Origin of the sequence: Shewanella waksmanii (assembly GCF_043643685.1) — a bacterium.
In the GTDB taxonomy this organism is placed as follows: Bacteria; Pseudomonadota; Gammaproteobacteria; order Enterobacterales; family Shewanellaceae; genus Shewanella; species Shewanella waksmanii_A.
The window spans coordinates 30,913-48,079 of sequence record NZ_JBHZSN010000014.1; the positions used below are offsets into that span (position 1 = coordinate 30,913).

At 44.2% G+C, this 17,167-nt stretch carries 14 protein-coding genes; 6 read left to right on the plus strand and 8 right to left on the minus strand.

The genetic code is table 11. From position 1 onward, the window contains the following. Positions 1-59: 59 nt before the first annotated feature. Positions 60-2,684, plus strand: a complete 2,625-nt coding sequence (gene pepN / locus ACHUFW_RS18405; RefSeq protein ID WP_394205113.1) for an aminopeptidase N — start codon at positions 60-62, stop codon at positions 2,682-2,684. Between the two features lie 195 nt (positions 2,685-2,879). Continuing rightward, positions 2,880-3,095, plus strand: coding sequence for a hypothetical protein (locus ACHUFW_RS18410; protein WP_394205115.1), 216 nt, complete (start codon positions 2,880-2,882; stop codon positions 3,093-3,095). A gap of 69 nt (positions 3,096-3,164) precedes the next feature. Here the strand turns inward: ACHUFW_RS18410 and ACHUFW_RS18415 are convergent, their stop codons facing one another. Both ACHUFW_RS18415 and ACHUFW_RS18420 read right to left on the minus strand, forming a co-directional pair. Then, on the minus strand, positions 3,165-3,725 hold the full coding sequence (locus tag ACHUFW_RS18415; RefSeq protein WP_394205117.1) for a phosphoribosyltransferase: 561 nt from the start codon (positions 3,723-3,725) through the stop codon (positions 3,165-3,167). Between the two features lie 242 nt (positions 3,726-3,967). Continuing rightward, a complete protein-coding gene (locus ACHUFW_RS18420) occupies positions 3,968-5,752 on the minus strand; it encodes an alkaline phosphatase D family protein (RefSeq protein ID WP_394205119.1) in 1,785 nt (594 codons plus the stop codon). 313 nt (positions 5,753-6,065) lie between these two features. Here ACHUFW_RS18420 and ACHUFW_RS18425 point away from each other — a divergent pair, with 313 nt between their 5' ends. After that, positions 6,066-6,500, plus strand: coding sequence for a CBS domain-containing protein (locus ACHUFW_RS18425; RefSeq protein WP_394205120.1), 435 nt, complete (start codon positions 6,066-6,068; stop codon positions 6,498-6,500). Between the two features lie 90 nt (positions 6,501-6,590). Here ACHUFW_RS18425 and ACHUFW_RS18430 read toward each other — a convergent pair whose 3' ends face one another. Both ACHUFW_RS18430 and ACHUFW_RS18435 read right to left on the minus strand, forming a co-directional pair. Then, positions 6,591-7,250, minus strand: a complete 660-nt coding sequence (locus tag ACHUFW_RS18430) for a peptidylprolyl isomerase (protein ID WP_394205122.1) — start codon at positions 7,248-7,250, stop codon at positions 6,591-6,593. 95 nt (positions 7,251-7,345) lie between these two features. Then, complete coding sequence (locus ACHUFW_RS18435; protein WP_394205123.1) at positions 7,346-8,272, minus strand: DUF808 domain-containing protein; 927 nt, start codon at positions 8,270-8,272, stop codon at positions 7,346-7,348. Between the two features lie 187 nt (positions 8,273-8,459). Between ACHUFW_RS18435 and rpiA the strand changes: the two genes are divergently transcribed. After that, positions 8,460-9,116, plus strand: coding sequence for a ribose-5-phosphate isomerase RpiA (gene rpiA / locus ACHUFW_RS18440; RefSeq protein WP_394205125.1), 657 nt, complete (start codon positions 8,460-8,462; stop codon positions 9,114-9,116). Positions 9,117-9,228: 112 nt separating this feature from the next. Here rpiA and recJ read toward each other — a convergent pair whose 3' ends face one another. From recJ to brnQ, 4 genes are all read right to left on the minus strand, one after another. Further along, positions 9,229-10,953, minus strand: a complete 1,725-nt coding sequence (recJ, locus tag ACHUFW_RS18445) for a single-stranded-DNA-specific exonuclease RecJ (RefSeq protein ID WP_394205261.1) — start codon at positions 10,951-10,953, stop codon at positions 9,229-9,231. 278 nt (positions 10,954-11,231) lie between these two features. Beyond that, entirely contained in the window at positions 11,232-11,963 is a 732-nt protein-coding gene (dsbC, locus tag ACHUFW_RS18450; protein ID WP_394205127.1) for a bifunctional protein-disulfide isomerase/oxidoreductase DsbC, read from the minus strand. A 169-nt stretch (positions 11,964-12,132) separates the two neighbouring features. Next, positions 12,133-13,044: a site-specific tyrosine recombinase XerD gene (xerD, locus tag ACHUFW_RS18455; protein WP_394205129.1), complete on the minus strand. Its 912-nt coding sequence runs from the start codon at positions 13,042-13,044 to the stop codon at positions 12,133-12,135. Positions 13,045-13,136: 92 nt separating this feature from the next. Further along, positions 13,137-14,477, minus strand: a complete 1,341-nt coding sequence (brnQ, locus tag ACHUFW_RS18460) for a branched-chain amino acid transport system II carrier protein (protein ID WP_394205131.1) — start codon at positions 14,475-14,477, stop codon at positions 13,137-13,139. Positions 14,478-14,916: 439 nt separating this feature from the next. Here brnQ and ACHUFW_RS18465 point away from each other — a divergent pair, with 439 nt between their 5' ends. Then, the gene (locus tag ACHUFW_RS18465) at positions 14,917-15,621 is read left to right on the plus strand and encodes a tRNA1(Val) (adenine(37)-N6)-methyltransferase (RefSeq protein ID WP_394205133.1); all 705 of its coding nucleotides are present in this window, start codon (positions 14,917-14,919) and stop codon (positions 15,619-15,621) included. Positions 15,622-15,729: 108 nt separating this feature from the next. After that, positions 15,730-16,962 carry an ATP-dependent RNA helicase SrmB gene (gene srmB / locus ACHUFW_RS18470; protein WP_394205135.1) on the plus strand — a complete coding sequence of 411 codons (1,233 nt, stop codon included), beginning with the start codon at positions 15,730-15,732 and terminating at the stop codon, positions 16,960-16,962. Positions 16,963-17,167 lie beyond the last annotated feature (205 nt).

Sequence of the window (17,167 nt, forward strand, 5' to 3'; positions counted from 1 at the left end):
TTTATGACTAAATGTTAAGAATAGTGGCCCTATTACAATAAGAATTGAGGCCGCTAGCGTTGAACTGGTTGTGTATTGGATTTGTTTTCATTAGTTGTGTACTGGTTAGCGCCTGCAATAGCACCCCCGCAAACCCTTCTCAGCAAGCACTTAGCAGTAATAATTTAACTCAGCAGCAAGCATCCGAACGCCAAGCTAGAATCAGTGAAGTCAGCTACCATTATCAACTTGATATCAGCCACTCAGATTCGTTCAGTGGCCAAGCTCAAATTGAGTTTACATTGAATGATAACAGCACACCGCTTACCCTTGATCTCGCTGCCGCCCAAGTCAGTCAGTTTCGCTTAAATGGGCGGCCCCTTTACCCCAATTATAATGAGCAAGTATTCACACTACCCTCAGGATTACTAAACCGTGGTGCAAACCAGATAAGCTTACATTATCAACGTCAATACAGTGATAGCCCTGATGGTTTATTCAAAATTACTGACCCACAAGACAACCAGCATTACCTGTACTCTTTCTTAAAGCCGGCCTCAGCTAAAAAGTTGTTTCCACTGTTTGATCAACCTGATATTCGCGGCCGTTTTACCTTAACGGTGACTGCGCCACAAGCTTGGCAAGTCATCAGCACCACACCAGCAACTCGCATACAGTCTCAAGGCCCAACTCAACAGTGGCAATTTGCGCAAACAGAAACAATCAGCCCCTACCAGTTTTCATTACATGCAGGCCCATTTACACAGTGGCAGCAAGAAGGCACGCCTAAGTTAGGTTTATATATTCGCCAATCCCAAGCTCAACTATTTGACGATGACACCTTTTTAGTGCGCATTGGATCGGCAATCGATGCGTTAGCATCTCGATTAGATGTGGCCTACCCTTTTGCGCAATATAACTATGTTCTAGTGCCACAAGCGATTCCTTTTGCTATGGAAAGTAGTGCCACCAATCTCATCAATGAAGCAGATTTTTGGCAGCAGCAAGGGCAGCAATCATCTCTACAAATTATGAGTGATCTAACTCGCCAATGGTTCGGCAACCTGGTGGCAATTAAGTGGTGGGATCAACAATGGCTAAATGAAAGTATGGCGTTGTACATGTCTTCGCAGCTTAGCCAGCAATCTTTGTCAGACAAACAAGCTCAAGGTACCTTCGCTAAACAACAAGCTTATAATGAAGACCGATTAGTATCGAGTCATGCACTGCAACCCAGCCATGTCGACACCAACATGCCTCTTGACCATGTTGATGATATTACTCGGCAAAAAGGGCTTTCGAGTATCGGACAGCTTAATCACCTGATTGGCGATCGCGCATTTTATCAAGGCATCAAAGACTATCTCACTGAGTACCGATTCCAAAGCGCTAGCAGCGACGCCTTTATTAACACGCTTTCAAAAGCGGCCAAAACAGACTTACAAACTTGGTATCAGCAATGGGTACTCTCAAGTGGTTTAAACTCAATTAAAGCCGAATATCAATGCGAAAATAATCGTATAAGCCGTTTTGTTATCCATCAACGTGTGATGGGAGAGCAAGCTAACCACTATAAAAGACAGCGGATCAATATCGGCTTATTTACCAAGGGACGCAGCGAGTTACATCGTAACTCAACCGTGGCCATCACTTATGATGGCCCACAGACTGAAGTAAAACGCTTAGTGGGTAGCCGCTGTCCAGATTTGGTCTACCCCAATTATCAGGACTGGGGCTATGTTAACGTTGAACTCGACAGTAAATCGTTGCAAACCGCGCTTTTTGAAATTGGCAAATTAAAAGATGCTCAATTACGTAGCATGCTATGGCAAGGCTTATGGGACAGTGTATTACAAGGTGAGCTTAGCCTGCCGCAATACCTGGGTGCCGTCGTGATCAACTTGCCTAAAGAAACCCAACCTCAGGTGTTACAGCAGGTTTTCAGTCAGCTCCAACAGGCCAAAATATATTTAGAGCAGATGCAACCAATGCATCAACGCTACGCACGCCAAGCTTTAAATGCAATGGAGCAAATGAGCCTACGCTTAGCGATGCAGAATCTACACAAGCCGCTTATACAGGCTTTATGGTTTGAGCAATACGTTAACTTTGCCACCAGCTTGCAGGCACAGCATCACTTAGCCAATTTACTGAACGGCAGCAATAGTTTAAAGGGTATAGAATTAGATCAGCAGACACGCTGGACAATACTGACCCACCTGAGCCGCTATGATTACCCAAGAGTCAACCGCTTGCTACGCCAAGAACAGCAGTTCGACAATAGCCATCAAGGGGCGCTGTCACTTGTCGCCGCAAATGCGTCGCAACGTTCAGCTCAGCAGAAACGTCGGCTACTTACCCAAGTGCTTGAATCAAATCACACCCAGAATTACGAAGATTTCCAGCAGCTGGCCATCATCATGCAACACCTTTACCCTAGCGAGCAAAAAGCCTTAAGTCTGGCCACCGCTGATGAACGTTTATCTCAGTTGAGTCAGTTAGACGCCAAGCATAGCTACGATTTCATGAAAATATACAGCCAGTTTTTATTACCAATGAGCTGCAGCTATAACGGCAAGCAAAAACTTACCGAAGTCCTCACGAATGAACCAGGACTGTCGCGGGTCACCCAGCGCGGGCTAAAATTGGCTATTCAGGCAGAGCAGCAGTGCATCACCATCAGTGAGCGCATGTTAAAACAGTAGGCCAAATAGAACATGTTGGTCAAAGTCGCTAACTTTTAACCTTATGAAAATTGAAATTATTTTTTAATGATCTGAAATTAAATGACTTTTGTAACTGGTATAGTCTTTGCTTTCACTTACTATAAGACAAACCAGCATACAATCGTGATATCAAATGAGCTTGATATCGATACCAAGAAATAGAGAGGGAATACTATGGGACCATTTGAAATTGCAGCTATTGCTATTATTGGCGCTTTTGCGGTGAGTGCTTACAAAGAATATAACAAACGTCATCACCACAGTGCAGCCAACGCTGAAGTAGAAGCACTGCAAGCGGAGCTTGCACAAATAAAACAACGTCTAGCAAGCTTAGAAACCATCGTAACTGACAAATCTTATCAACTTAGCAAAGAGATAGACCGTTTATAGGTATCCATATTAAGCACAAAAAAGCCAGCGATTAACGCTGGCTTTTTCACATCGAAGACTGTGAGCAGTTTACGCAAATAGATCTTTGATATTTTTCAAATCACCTTTGCCTTCAGCAATCTCTTGCGCAGACAGTCCAGACACCTCATGAGGGAAAACTAACCACTCTTCTGACTCATGAATAAAGTAATCAGGAGAAATAGATACACTATTATTTTTTGGCTTGTAGTAAGGGCAGGCAATACGCACATCTTGAGGCATATTTAGTCGCATCTGCTCTTGTAGTTTTGCAATCAAGGCTTGAATACTACGACCTGAGTCAAATACATCATCAACAATCAATAATCCATCAGTCGCATTAGCATTTTCAATGATGTAATGCAGACCATGAACCTTAATCTTTTTACTTTGTTGATTAATACCATAATAAGAAGAAGTACGAACGGCAATGTGGTCAGTCTCGACTTTTTTAAAGTCAAAAAACTCTTGTACGGCAATACCAATTGGAGCGCCACCACGCCAAATACCAACAATGAATTGCGGTCGAAAGCCACTTTCATAGACTTGAGAGGCTAAACGAAAAGAATCCTCAAGTAATTCCTGCGCGGTAATAAAGCGTTTTTCTGACATTGGACCGTCCCCATCTTATTTTATATTTTGGTCAAATAGTAGATAAGTACAGGTCCAAAATTCAACCTAGTACCCTATGCCACTTGTTCATTACAAACGTAGCATATCTTGTACCTACTGGATTTTGGGGCGCAATTTTATACTAAAACTACATTAGATGCTGCAGAATTTATCAAAAACTTATGGAGGGATTGTTAGCTAGCTCACGATATGAGTAATCCCCTACCGTGAGCCATTATGCCTTAATTTAGCGAGATACTATGCTCTCCAATTCGTGTCACTGCCTGAGTATGTTTATCGGTTGCTTCAACATAATCAGTAGCCAGCACGGTATCAACATAATGCCAATCAGTAGTCACCTCTTGCTGAGTGAAGGTCAATGTCATAAACCCTCGGTCTCGCAAATTTGTGTATTGTAGCCCCGCCACCAGATCGACGATACCCGCTTCAGTCTGCTTTTGAGCATCGGCAGCAATCCCCAAGTAATACTCGAGCCCTGGAGAAGATACTGAGCTAGTCGCAAACTCAACCCCTACTTTATCTCCATGTATATCTGTTAACTCATTAGCCCACGCATTATGGGTATCTCCGGCAATCACCACTAAGTTTTTTTGTTGCGACTTCGCCGTTGCTAAGATAACTTCTCGCTCGTAAGCATAGCCATCCCAAGCATCCAAGTTATAAGGAATGGCAGGCATCTGTACTAAGGCGATAGCTTGTGGCGTCAACCTATGTTGGTTCTCAATATAGAACGTATATTCAAAGGTGGTGATGGTTGGATCGTTTTGCTCTAATCGTTGACCAATCTGCAGTAATGCTACTAACTCACCAAACTCGGTGACTGACAACTGCTGAGTTGCAATTGCCGCAGGCAACAGCATTTGCCCCATCAGTACCTGTTGACCTAATAATTGCCACTTGGCCGATGAGGTCAACAATTGCGCTTGCAGCCATTGCAATTGATCTGCACCTAACATGGTCCGAGTGCTACTGCTAACATCCGCACTAAATCTTTGCGCGTCTATCCTCCCCGTTGCAGGGTCTAAATAGTCTGCATAATCAAGCTGCTTGTCGCGTCCCAGTATGCGCGTATCCAACATATGTAAATCGACTAGATCACCAAACTGGAACGAGCGATAAATTTCTTGATACTGACCTTCTTGCCAAGGTCGAATCGGCAACCACTCAAAATAAGCCTGTAAAGCTTGCATCTTACGCTCTTGGAAGTCCCCCTGCTCATCACTGTGGTTTTCAGCGCCATCTTGCCAAGCGTCATTAGCCACTTCATGATCGTCCCACACAGTAATAAAAGGAACCTTGGCATGCAGGCCTTGTAACGCCGCATCGCTGCGATATTGGCCATAACGGGTACGATAATCCGCTAATGTCAGTAGCTCTCCTTCAGGTAAAACTTGTCGGTCCATTTGCTGTGCATTTTCACTGGCATAACCACCACGACCATATTCGTATAGGTAATCGCCCAAATGAACAACCGCATCGATGTTATCCTGTGCTAGCGCTAAATCATAAACATTGAAATGTCCTGCAGGGTAATTAGCGCAAGAAAATACCGCTAACTTGACTTGATCTATTGCTCCCTGCGGCAGGGTTTTGGTGGTACCGACGGGGGAATACTGTTCACCCACTTTGAAGCGATAAAAATACTCGGTTCCTGAATTGAGGCCTATGGCATCGATCTTTACGGTAAAATCTTGCGCAGCCGTCGTGGTCATCTCGCCGTTAGTGACTAAATCACTAAAATCACTGTCCGTAGCCACTTCCCAACTTACCAAGGTATCAGTTTGTTGTTCCGGGGTAATTCGGGTCCATAATATCACCGCGCTATGGCTAGGATCGCCACTAGCAACACCGTGGAGAAAATCGGCCTTAACCTCGCTTGCGGTTGATTCACTGTCCCCATCGCTGCTTGAACAGCCCATTAAGCCATACGATACCACTGCGGCACCGACGCCTTTGGCTGACATAGCTAAAAAATCTCGGCGAGTTATTGTTGTTCTTGTTTTCATTTTGACTCCTTCAATTTATCCACTCCTCAAGGCGACACTTACCGCTGCATTTCGGTCACCAATCGACTACATTAGCAGCTTATTAATCATCTGGTAAGAGGTCTAACCATAAAATGGTATATTCTTTATATGTCAAAAAGATGAAAGACTTAGGAAGAAACATAATGGGTATCACCGATTATTCAGTGATAAATACTGGCCATAGCGTGCTTAAGACGTGTTCAGCTTCTAACAGCACAAAATCGACAAAAATACCGCCATCGCCCAGCCGCTGAGGTTATAATAAAGCCTGCAATAATCAATGGAGTGAAGTATGAAAGTTCGCGATATTATGAGTGACAATGTCATTAGCATCAGCGATATGGCCACCATTAAAGATGCCCATTTATTGATGCAAAATAGAGGCGTTCGCCACTTACCTGTTATCTCAGAACAAACTGGCCAATTGGTTGGAATCATCCCCCATAAGAAGATGATTTCCACTGTGATCAATATGCTCAATCAATATGGCGCTGGGGCACTCGATAGAAAAGAACGTAAAACGGCCATCGAAGATATTATGGAAAAGGATTTTCAAAAACTCACAGCCGATGAGCCACTTGCTATTGTCGCACAATACTTCATCAACAATAAATTAGGCTGCCTACCTGTGATTGACGATGACCACTATGTCATCGGTATTATCACCTCATCAGACTTCGTTAAACTTTGCGCCAAAATACTTGGCCGTGCTGAACAATCTAGCTAGGTCGAATAAAAGATAACCCCAAACTCATCCATTGAGCTTGGGGTTACCATGGAGCACAACACATTTTATGTTGTCACATAATACTGACCGTTATTGAGGACAATTTGTTTCAACAACACTGGCAATTTCGATATCAATGATCGGGACATCGTTATAATTTCCAACCGAATGAGTATTCACAATACTGATTTGATCAACAACATCCATCCCTTCAATAACTTGACCAAATACCGCATAACCGTAGGCGCTGGCACTATAGTCTAACTGTGGGTTATCAAGTGTATTAATGAAAAACTGCGAGGTGGCTGAATCCGGATGACTGGTTCTTGCCATCGATAAGGTGCCACGTTCATTGCTGAGTCCAACACTGGCTTCATTAACAATGGGATCGCGACCCTCTTTGGGTTCCATGCCGGCAGTAAAGCCACCCGCTTGGATAACAAAATTGTTCAACACTCGGTGAAACAAGGTGCCGTCGTAAAACTGCTCTTCAACGTAGTCAATAAAGTTATTGCCAGTCACTGGTGTGTTGGTGGTATCAATACCTAAGGTGAGTTCGCCAAAATGCTCACCTTCAGTATTAATTGTCATGACAAAACACTGGTCTAAACTCAATGACGGTGCCGGTGTTGGAGGAGGAGTTGTACCTGAGCCATTGTCTCCTGAATCACTGCTACCAGAACCGCCGCCGCATGCGGCCAGTCCAGTCAACATCAAAGCCAATAGGCCAAAAGTGGTTGGTTTATTCATGGATAATCCTTAACATCTAATGGGAAGGATGTTAACCATAAGTAATCATTATAACAACCACTTAACTAACGAATGTAACAAGTTGTCACTATTGATTATTTTTTGACTTGTTCAAGCAGTTTCATCCCTATCAACGCCAACGCACCAGCCAAAACGCCAAATAGCGTATTGAGAAGGCTTGGGGTGACAAAAGCAAGCAGCGGCCCTACAATCGAAAGCGTCTCTACCCAAGTTGCTACAACGCTAATACCGTTGCTGATTGCATGCAAACCATGGGTTAAAATCCCGCCGCCAACCATAAACATCGCAATAGTGCCGACAATAGTTAATCCACGCATTAAATAAGGCGCGGCATTGACTAATTTAGCACCTACCCAGCGACCAAAACGCACCAAAGCCTGTTCCCCTTCACGTCGAGTGAGGTACAAACCAAAGTCATCTAATTTAACAATGCCAGCCACCAGCCCATACACACCTATGGTCATTAGAATTGCAATGGCGCTTAGTGTGAATACTTGCGTAGTAAAACTGCTCTCGGCCACCACACCTAAGGTGATAGCAATAATCTCAGCAGACAGAACAAAATCGGTTCTTATCGCGCCGGCTATTTTCTTTTTCTCGAAGGCTTCAAGGTCTGCCATTGCTTCAGCAAGGTTTTGCTCATCAACCTCGTTTTTATCATTACCATGACTGAAGCTATGGTAAACCTTTTCAAAACCTTCATAACAGAGAAACAAACCACCAAACATAAGCAGAGGTGTGATTGCCCAAGGCAAAAAAGCACTAATCAGTAGTGCACCTGGCACCAAGAAACACTTATTTTTAAATGAACCTTTAGCAACGGCCCACACCACAGGCAACTCTCTATCTGCAGAGACACCGGACACCTGTTGGGCATTTAATGCAAGATCATCTCCCAATACCCCGGCAGTTTTTTTAGCGGCAACCTTACTCATTAAGGCCACATCATCCAAAATCGCCGCAATATCATCCAACAGTGCTAATAAACTTACCCCAGCCATACAAAAAATCCCTTACAGTCACGCTTCATGTTGTATAGAAGCTTTCCATTTTCATCTGCCAACTACGTTACTCCTGAGCCACAGTTTTTGCTAGACCTAACTTTGTTGCCTTAAGTTTGAAAAATTGAGCCCATCAACACACTAAGTCGGGTTATAATGAGCCAATACTTCTAGCTAGGACACAAGCATGACTCAAGATGAAATGAAGAAAGCCGCTGGATGGGCTGCTTTAGACTATGTAGAAAAAGACAGTATTGTCGGTGTAGGTACAGGCTCAACGGTAAATCACTTTATCGATGCCTTAGCAACGATGAAGGCCGATATCGAAGGTGCGGTTTCTAGCTCAGAAGCCTCTACAGAGAAAATGAAAGCCTTAGGCATTCCAGTATTTGACCTCAACAGCGTAAACGAGTTGTCCGTGTATGTTGATGGCGCGGATGAGATCAATGGCCATATGGACATGATTAAAGGCGGTGGTGCCGCATTAACCCGCGAAAAAATCGTTGCTGCAGTAGCTGATAAGTTTGTTTGTATTGTTGATAATACCAAGCAAGTCGATATCCTTGGCGAATTTCCCCTACCTGTGGAAGTGATCCCAATGGCACGCTCTTATGTGGCGAGACAATTAGTCAAACTAGGTGGGGATCCTGTCTATCGCGAAGGCGTTGTCACCGACAACGGCAACATCATTCTTGATGTGCACAATTTAAAAATCATCAACCCAAAAGAGCTCGAAGAGCAGATCAATCAGATTGTTGGCGTAGTAACCAATGGTTTGTTCGCTCAGCGTGGTGCGGATGTGCTACTCGTCGGCAGTCCTGACGGCGTAAAAACCGTAAAATAAACCAGCTGTAATAAATTGCTGAAATAACCTGCCACGCTATCAATGTGGCAGGTTTTATTTGCTAGCGGAGCCTGAAAGCCGATTTTTTCCTCAAATATCAACTCGCCCTAGCCTATTTAGGTTCTATCTGTTCAATCATCAACTGCAGTGTTTGCTTACCGCGAAATTCGTTCACATCCAGTTTATAAACCACATGGGCATATTGCACTGTCGCATCAGGCCAAACGGCCATATCAACATTAAACGCAATAGCGTCAACCATCACGCGGCTGCATTCTGTTTCCAGCACCAGTTTTAGATGTTTTTCACCAACAATACGTTGCTGCACGATACGAAAATAACCGTCAAATAAAGGCTCAGGAAATGCTTGTCCCCAGGGACCAGCTTCGCGTAACAGTTCTGCATTTTCTATGGTTAAATCCACAGCATTTAGCTCGCCATCACTTAACAACTCTCCAGTTAAATCAGCTTCATCGAGTAGCTCTCGAACAACGTCATCAAAAGCCTTAGCAAACTGGTCAAAGTAGCCTTTTTTCAAAGACAAGCCTGCCGCCATGGCATGGCCGCCAAATTTAGTAATCATCCCAGGATAGCGAGTATTAATTAACTCCAACGCATCCCGCATATGCAAGCCTTTAATTGATCGGGCTGATCCTTTAATCTCTTCGTCACTAGCTTGGGCAAATGCGATAACGGGGCGGTGATATCTGTCCTTAATTCTTGATGCCAAAATACCAATAACCCCTTGGTGCCAGTCACTTTGGTATAATGCTATTGCCCAAGGTAAGGTTTGCTCATCTAGGCTGAGGGCTTGTAAACTTTTAAGTGCCTCTTGCTGCATATCGGCTTCTAAGTCGCGACGCTCAGCATTTAAACTATCGAGCTGTGCCGCCATTCGTCTAGCGAGCATGATGTCATCACACAATAACGTCTCTACACCCAGCGCCATCTCATCGAGCCTACCAGCAGCATTTAAACGTGGCCCGACTGCAAAACCAAAGTCTGCGGCAATGATACGCTGAGGGTTACGTTTCGCGACCTCTAATAATGCTGTAATACCTGGGCGACAACGACCAGAACGAACCCGCTTAAGTCCAGCTTGCACTAAAATGCGATTATTACCATCCAAAGCCACGACATCAGCGACGGTGCCCAAGGCAACCACGTCTAATAATTGGCCTAGATTGGGCTCTGCAATAGCTTGTTGCTGATACCAATTGTGTTTTCTAAGCTCAGATCTAACCGCAGACATCAGATAGAAGGCCACGCCAACCCCGGCAATGGACTTACTGGCAAAACCACACTCGGCAATATTAGGGTTAACAATCGCATCGGCTTCAGGCAAAGAGTTACCTGGCAAGTGGTGATCGGTAATCACCACTTGCATGCCTAAAGCCTTAGCTGCAAGCACACCATCGATTGAGGAAATACCATTATCTACGGTGATTAACAGCTCAGCGCCTTGTCCGTAGGCCACTTCGACAATTTCAGGACTTAACCCATAACCAAAATCAAATCGATTCGGGATCAAATAGCTAACCTGTTGTGCCCCCATTTGCTTCAGCGCTAACATACACACCGCGGTTGACGTCGCACCATCTGCATCAAAGTCACCCATAATCAAAATTTTGCGATTATCCATAATGGCTTGGCAAATGATTGCGCTGGCAGCAGATAACCCCGCCATCTGCTCGGGTGTTAGCAAGTTGGATAACGACAACTCGCAATCTTGTACAACACAACCACGAACCGCATAAATTTGTTTTATTAGTGGAGAAAGGTGAGCAGGTAAGTGGCTGTCATCTACAGCGAGGCGACGACGGATGGTTCGAATCACAGTTATCAGGTTCTCATAGCAAATATTGTCAAATAGCATAGCATTTGCCTAGTCACAACTCACCACTAATTAGGCAATAAAAAAGGCGAGCTAATTGCTCGCCTTTTTGAGTAATACCAATCAGCATAAGCAAGTGATCTACTCAGAGCTATTTTGCTAAGAGATAGTTGGCTTAGCCTGCTAAGCGGTATATAACTCACCGCCACTTATCGTGATAAAAACAGTGTTGGCTAGGTGCCCCATTCGAACATCATTCAACCGCGATAGGTAAATACGTTCTAGTTAACGATTGACTCAACCGTTCTTAATAATGCTGCTGGTGGCTGATACCCAGGAACCATAGTGCCATCTTCTAAAATAATGGCAGGCGTACCACTAACACCAAAGGTTTGACCTAAGTTATATTGCTCAGCAATTTTGGCATCACAGCTAGCGCGTTTAACGTTGCCGCCGGTTTTGGCTTCAGTCATGGCTTTTAACGGATCTTTTGCACACCAAACTGCTTCCATTTCATCAGCATTGGCTGAAGGAATACCTGCACGAGGGAATGCTAGGTAACGCACAGTAATACCTAAATCATTATACTCATCCATCTCTTGGTGCAGTTTACGGCAGTAGCCACAACTGACATCAGTAAAGATAGTCACTACATGCTTTTCATTTTTGGCTTTGTAAACCAGCATGTGATCTTCAAGCGGCTTCATCATCTCAATACGAGGACCTGCCATAGCGGCCTCAGTCAGATTTTTCATCCCCTTATCCATGTCATACATGTTGCCATGGAGTAACTTGCTACCATCTTTAGATATGTACAGTACACCGCGGTTAGTTAGCGCTTCATACAAGCCAGGAACCGCTGAAGGAGAGATGCTATGAACATCGACACTTAATGTATCAGTTAACTTTTGTTTTAGTGCTTGAGTATCATCTGCAGCACTGCTTGACGCTGCGCTGGCCAGCGGCGCGACCATTAAACTGACCAAAAGCGAAAATGTTCGGGTAAACTTCATTTTAATTCCTGTTATTTAGTAGGCCAAAAATCTAATCCACACAGCATTAGACCCGACAAGTGGCAGAAAAGTTACAGCCTCAAAGCGGTTAAAGCAACTATTTGCGGGTGCTTTGAGAAAATTTAAAAAATCAAAGCTCAAAATTCATGACTAAAACCACAAAAACGCCCTAACCACGAGGGTGGTGTTCGCTGTGCATTTGCGCAAGCCGTGCTTTTGCCACATGGGTATAAATTTGCGTTGTCGATAGATCGCTATGGCCTAACAATAACTGCACAACGCGTAAATCGGCACCGTGATTGAGCAAATGGGTGGCGAACGCATGACGCAAAGTGTGCGGCGATAAATGACAACTTATTCCGGCCCTTACCGCGTATAGCTTAATACGGTGCCAAAACGTCTGTCTCGTCATCATGCTGCCGCGCTTAGATGGAAAAACGACATCACTCAACTTACCTTTGAGGAGTTCACTGCGGGCAGAGGCGAGGTAATCTTCAATTTCCGTTACTGCGACTTCGCCGATAGGAACCAGTCGCTCTTTCCCGCCTTTACCGACAATACGAATCAATCCTTGTCTTAAACTAATCTGATCTAATGTTAGCCCCACTAACTCAGATACTCGCAGGCCACTGGCATACAGTAATTCCATCATTGCTTTATCGCGACATTCAATGGCATCTTCAACATCAGGCTCGGCTAAGAGTTTGTCGACATCATCTTCACTCAAGGCGTCCGGAAGCTGCCTCGCAAGTTTTGGCGCTTTAATTAACGCAATCGGATCCACCAATATACGTTTATCCATGACTAAAAAAGCATAGAAACCGCGTAAGCTACTAATCAGCCGGGCACTGCTGCTTTTCGCAATACCTTGTTCAAATCGGTAACCTAAATAATCACGAACGTGGGTCTGATCAGCGTCAAGCAAACTAATACCTGTACGCTGACAAAACTGATCAAAACCTTGCAGGTCAGTTTTATAGGCTGAAAGCGTATTGTCGCTCAATCCCTTTTGCGTCCAAAGCTGATCTACAAACAGCTCGATTAATGGATCGGCGCGATAGCATGATTGATGGTTAGACACAGATATCCTCAATAAAAAAACGGCGTAAACTGAGATGAGTTTACGCCGTCATATTAACTTAGCTTATTTAAAGGCTTCAATATGCCTGTTCACTAATTCGCTGCCACTTGAGGGTGATTAGGTTTAATAAACAAACATAACACTATGGTCAATGCAGTAGGCAGCAACCACGCCATACCTTCATTATGTAGAGGCATAAACTCAAATAAACTCATGTCTAATCCCGCCGCTTTTAAGCCATCAATGGTGCCAAACAGCAGTGCCACACTTAACACTAGACGATGTGAAAAGGCCGGTCTGGGAAACTTTTCAGTTAAATAAGTGACTGCAACCAAAGCGATGGCAACAGGATAAATCGTCACCAACACCGGAATACTAATGCTGATTAGCTGAGCTAGACCCACATTGGCAACGGTGGCACAAATTACACTCATCACCACAACTAAAACCTTGTATGACATGGCAGGGATAAGTTCATCGAAATATTCAGCGCAAGCTGTGACTAGACCTACAACTGTAGTTAAACATGCCAATGTCACCACCATGGCCAACAGTACCTGACCTGCTGCACCAAATTCATGGTTAACATAATTGGTCAAAATGACACCGCCGTTGTCAGCACCCGCTGCAATATCACCGGCTGTAGAACCAAGATAAAATAGCGACACATAAACAAATGCCAAGCCACCAGCAGCAATCAATGCCGCACGAACGAGGTACTTAGTTTGCTCTTGTGGTTCGTTGACACCTTTCTTGCGCAAAATATCAATAATCAACATACCAAAAATCAACGAAGCCAAGGTATCCATGGTGTTGTAGCCTTCCAAAATACCTTTGGTTAGCGGACTCGTTTGATAGTCACCAACCGCTTCACTCACTCCAGCACCTGGGACAAACATCACAGAGACTGCTAAGCCGACCAACAAGAAGATCAGTACGGGCGTTAAAACCTTGCCAATGTTATCTAGCAATTTACCTGGGTATAGAGACAGCACCAAAGCGATGCCAAAAAAGACCAGCGTATAAATAAGCTGCGACACATTTAGCTCAAGTCCGGCTAATGCAAATGTGGCACTGCCATCAATAAAGGGTTTAAACCCCATTTCATAGGCGACTAATCCAGCACGAGGTGCAGCGAAGGCGGGACCAATAATGATGTAAATCGCCACTGCTAAAGCCGTAGCAGCAAAACCAGGCAAGAGCGCCATGACTTTACCATTAGCTTTAGCCACAGCAATCAATGTAATTAAGGGTAATGTCACAGCAGTGATAAGAAAACCTATCATTGCCAAAGTAATGTTTTCGCCGGCCAAATAACCCGCTAAAGGTGGAAAAATTAAGTTACCAGCACCTAGAAAAAAGGCAAAGGTCATAAACCCTAGCCCTACGGTATCTGCCAAACCCATTTTATTATTCTGCACGCTCTGCCCCATTGTTTCTGCTTGTATTTTTTGCTCTGTATTATTTCGCCTATTGGCACCATAAAAGAGATGATAATGACCAGATGTAAATCAAAGATTACACCCTTTTGTGGTAAACATGGCCTAATTACGGCGACTTTTTGAACTACAGCAGAATTAACCAAGGCTAACCATGCTCTCAAACTGCTTTACCTGTTACATTTGCCCTTTAAAAGGGCAAATGAGCCTCTACTATTAGCAAACTCACTCCAATATAACAAGCAAACCGCCAACAACTCAGCCAATCAACACCAAAATAAAAACCTTATTAAATCACCGCCATTACAAAGGCCACATGTGAGCAACATAAGCAGTAGCAGCATCAACTAGGCAACATCAAAACAACAGTTAGCCGCAAGCAAAGCTTTGCAGTAAACTAAGCACGCTTATTTACTTTAACCATAATTACCCCATGCCTTTTACTTTTAAACAATTCCATATCGACGATCACAACTGCGGAATGCCGGTCAGTACCGATGGCGTTATCTTAGGAGCATGGGCAAACTTAGCGGATGCAAGCCAGATTCTAGACATTGGTGCAGGCTCTGGCTTATTGAGCTTAATGGCAGCTCAGCGCAGTCAAGCAATCATCACCGCAGTAGAGATTGATGATGCGGCAGCCACTGCATGCCAGGCAAACTTTAAACAGTCGCCTTGGAGTCAGCGCTTAAACCTGTTTCACGGCTGCATTTCACAGCTCTCTAATACCAGGGAGTTTGACCATATCATTTGTAATCCGCCCTATTTCAATCATGGACCACTATCTCAATGTGATAAGCGCGCTAAAGCACGTCATACTGGATTATTATCCTTTGACGCACTTTGCCAACAAATCCATTTAAGATTACAGCCAAAGGGAAAAGCCTCGGTGATTATCCCTAGCCAAAGCTTGGTGGACTTTGAACAAGCAGCAATAACACAGCAACTGAATATCTGTGCTCGCACCGATGTAGCCAGTACCCCTAACAAGCCCGTTGCTCGGCACTTGTTGTCACTGACAAAAGCGTCAAAATACCAAATGAATAGCGCACCACAACGATTGGTTATTCGTGACAGCAACAACCAATATAGTGAGGCCATGATTAAACTGACTAACGCCTTTTATTTAAATCTCTGACAACCGCTATACTTTAACCATTCTCTTCGTTGACAAGCCTCCAAGCACCTAGCGCTTATAACAATGAGGCGCTATAATGTCGCGCTATTTTTTACTGGGATGCAGCGCATGCTATTTGAAGACTTTCAGCTTGATCCAACGCTACTTGAATCATTAAAAGCAATGGGGCACAAAGCGCCTACGACGATTCAACAACAAACGATTCCACTAGCGATGGAACAACAAGATATTCTTGCCAGAGCCCCAACGGGCACCGGCAAGACCGCAAGCTTCTTGCTACCTGCATTACAGCACATTATCGACTTTCCACGTCGATTCTCAGGCCACGCACGGGTATTGGTTTTAACCCCGACCCGCGAGTTAGCCAGCCAGGTGCACCGCTATGCATCACATTTGGCTACAGGATTGAATCTAGATATCGGCATTATCACTGGCGGTGTTCCCTATGCTCCTCAAGAAGAAGCATTAAAAAAGAACATTGATATCTTGGTTGCTACCCCTGGTCGCTTAATGGAATACCTAGATAAAGATCTGTTTGATGCCCAGTCGGTAGAGATGCTGATCATCGATGAAGCTGACCGTATGTTAGATATGGGATTTGCAGCAGTTGTGCAAGCTATTGCAATTCAAGCGCAAGGGCGTAAACAAAACATGTTGTTCTCAGCAACGTTAGAAGGGGGGGGGGTCACTCGTTTTGCCAAAGAGCTACTGACCGATCCAGTGACAATCGAAACTCAGCCGCCACGTAGCGAGAAAGCTAAGATCCACCAATGGATCCACCTTGCCGATGACAAGAGCCATAAATATGCCCTGTTGTGCAATATTTTGAGACGTGAAGAAGTCAAGCGAGCGATTGTTTTTGTCAAAACCCGCGAAGTGGTTGCCAGCTTAGAAGGTCAACTAACTCGAGCAGGCATTAGCTGCGCTTATATGCGTGGTGACATGGAACAAAAAGCCCGTTTTCAAGCTTTGGGACGCTTTACCAAAGGTGAAGTCAATGTGTTACTGGCCACCGATGTCGCAGCTCGCGGTATCGACGTAGACGACATTACCCATGTGATTAATTACGATATGCCCCGTTCGGCGGACGCCTATGTGCACCGTATTGGCCGTACTGGCCGCGCAGGTAATAAAGGCACGGCCATCTCATTGGCAGAAGCCCATGATATGCGAATTGTGGCTAAAATCGAACGTTATATAGAACAGCCGTTAAAACGACGCATTATTGAAGAACTGCGCCCTAAGCATAAAGAAGCTAGGCCGCCATCAAAGAAAAAAGTAAAAGCGTCTGACAATAAAAAAACCAGCAAAAAATCGAAAGCTAAGAAAAAGAAAAAATAACCGATAAAAGCGCTGATAAATATAAAAGCCACTTGTTTCCGCAAGTGGCTTTTTTTATTTTTTCTAATCCTAGCGGCAAATATTTCAGCTTATTCAACTAACGTAACACCGCAAAATAAGAAACATTTTATTTACAAAAATAGTTTTCACTGCTCGCCACACTCTGGTAATTTATAAAGCATAAAAAGTAGCATGGAAAAGCACC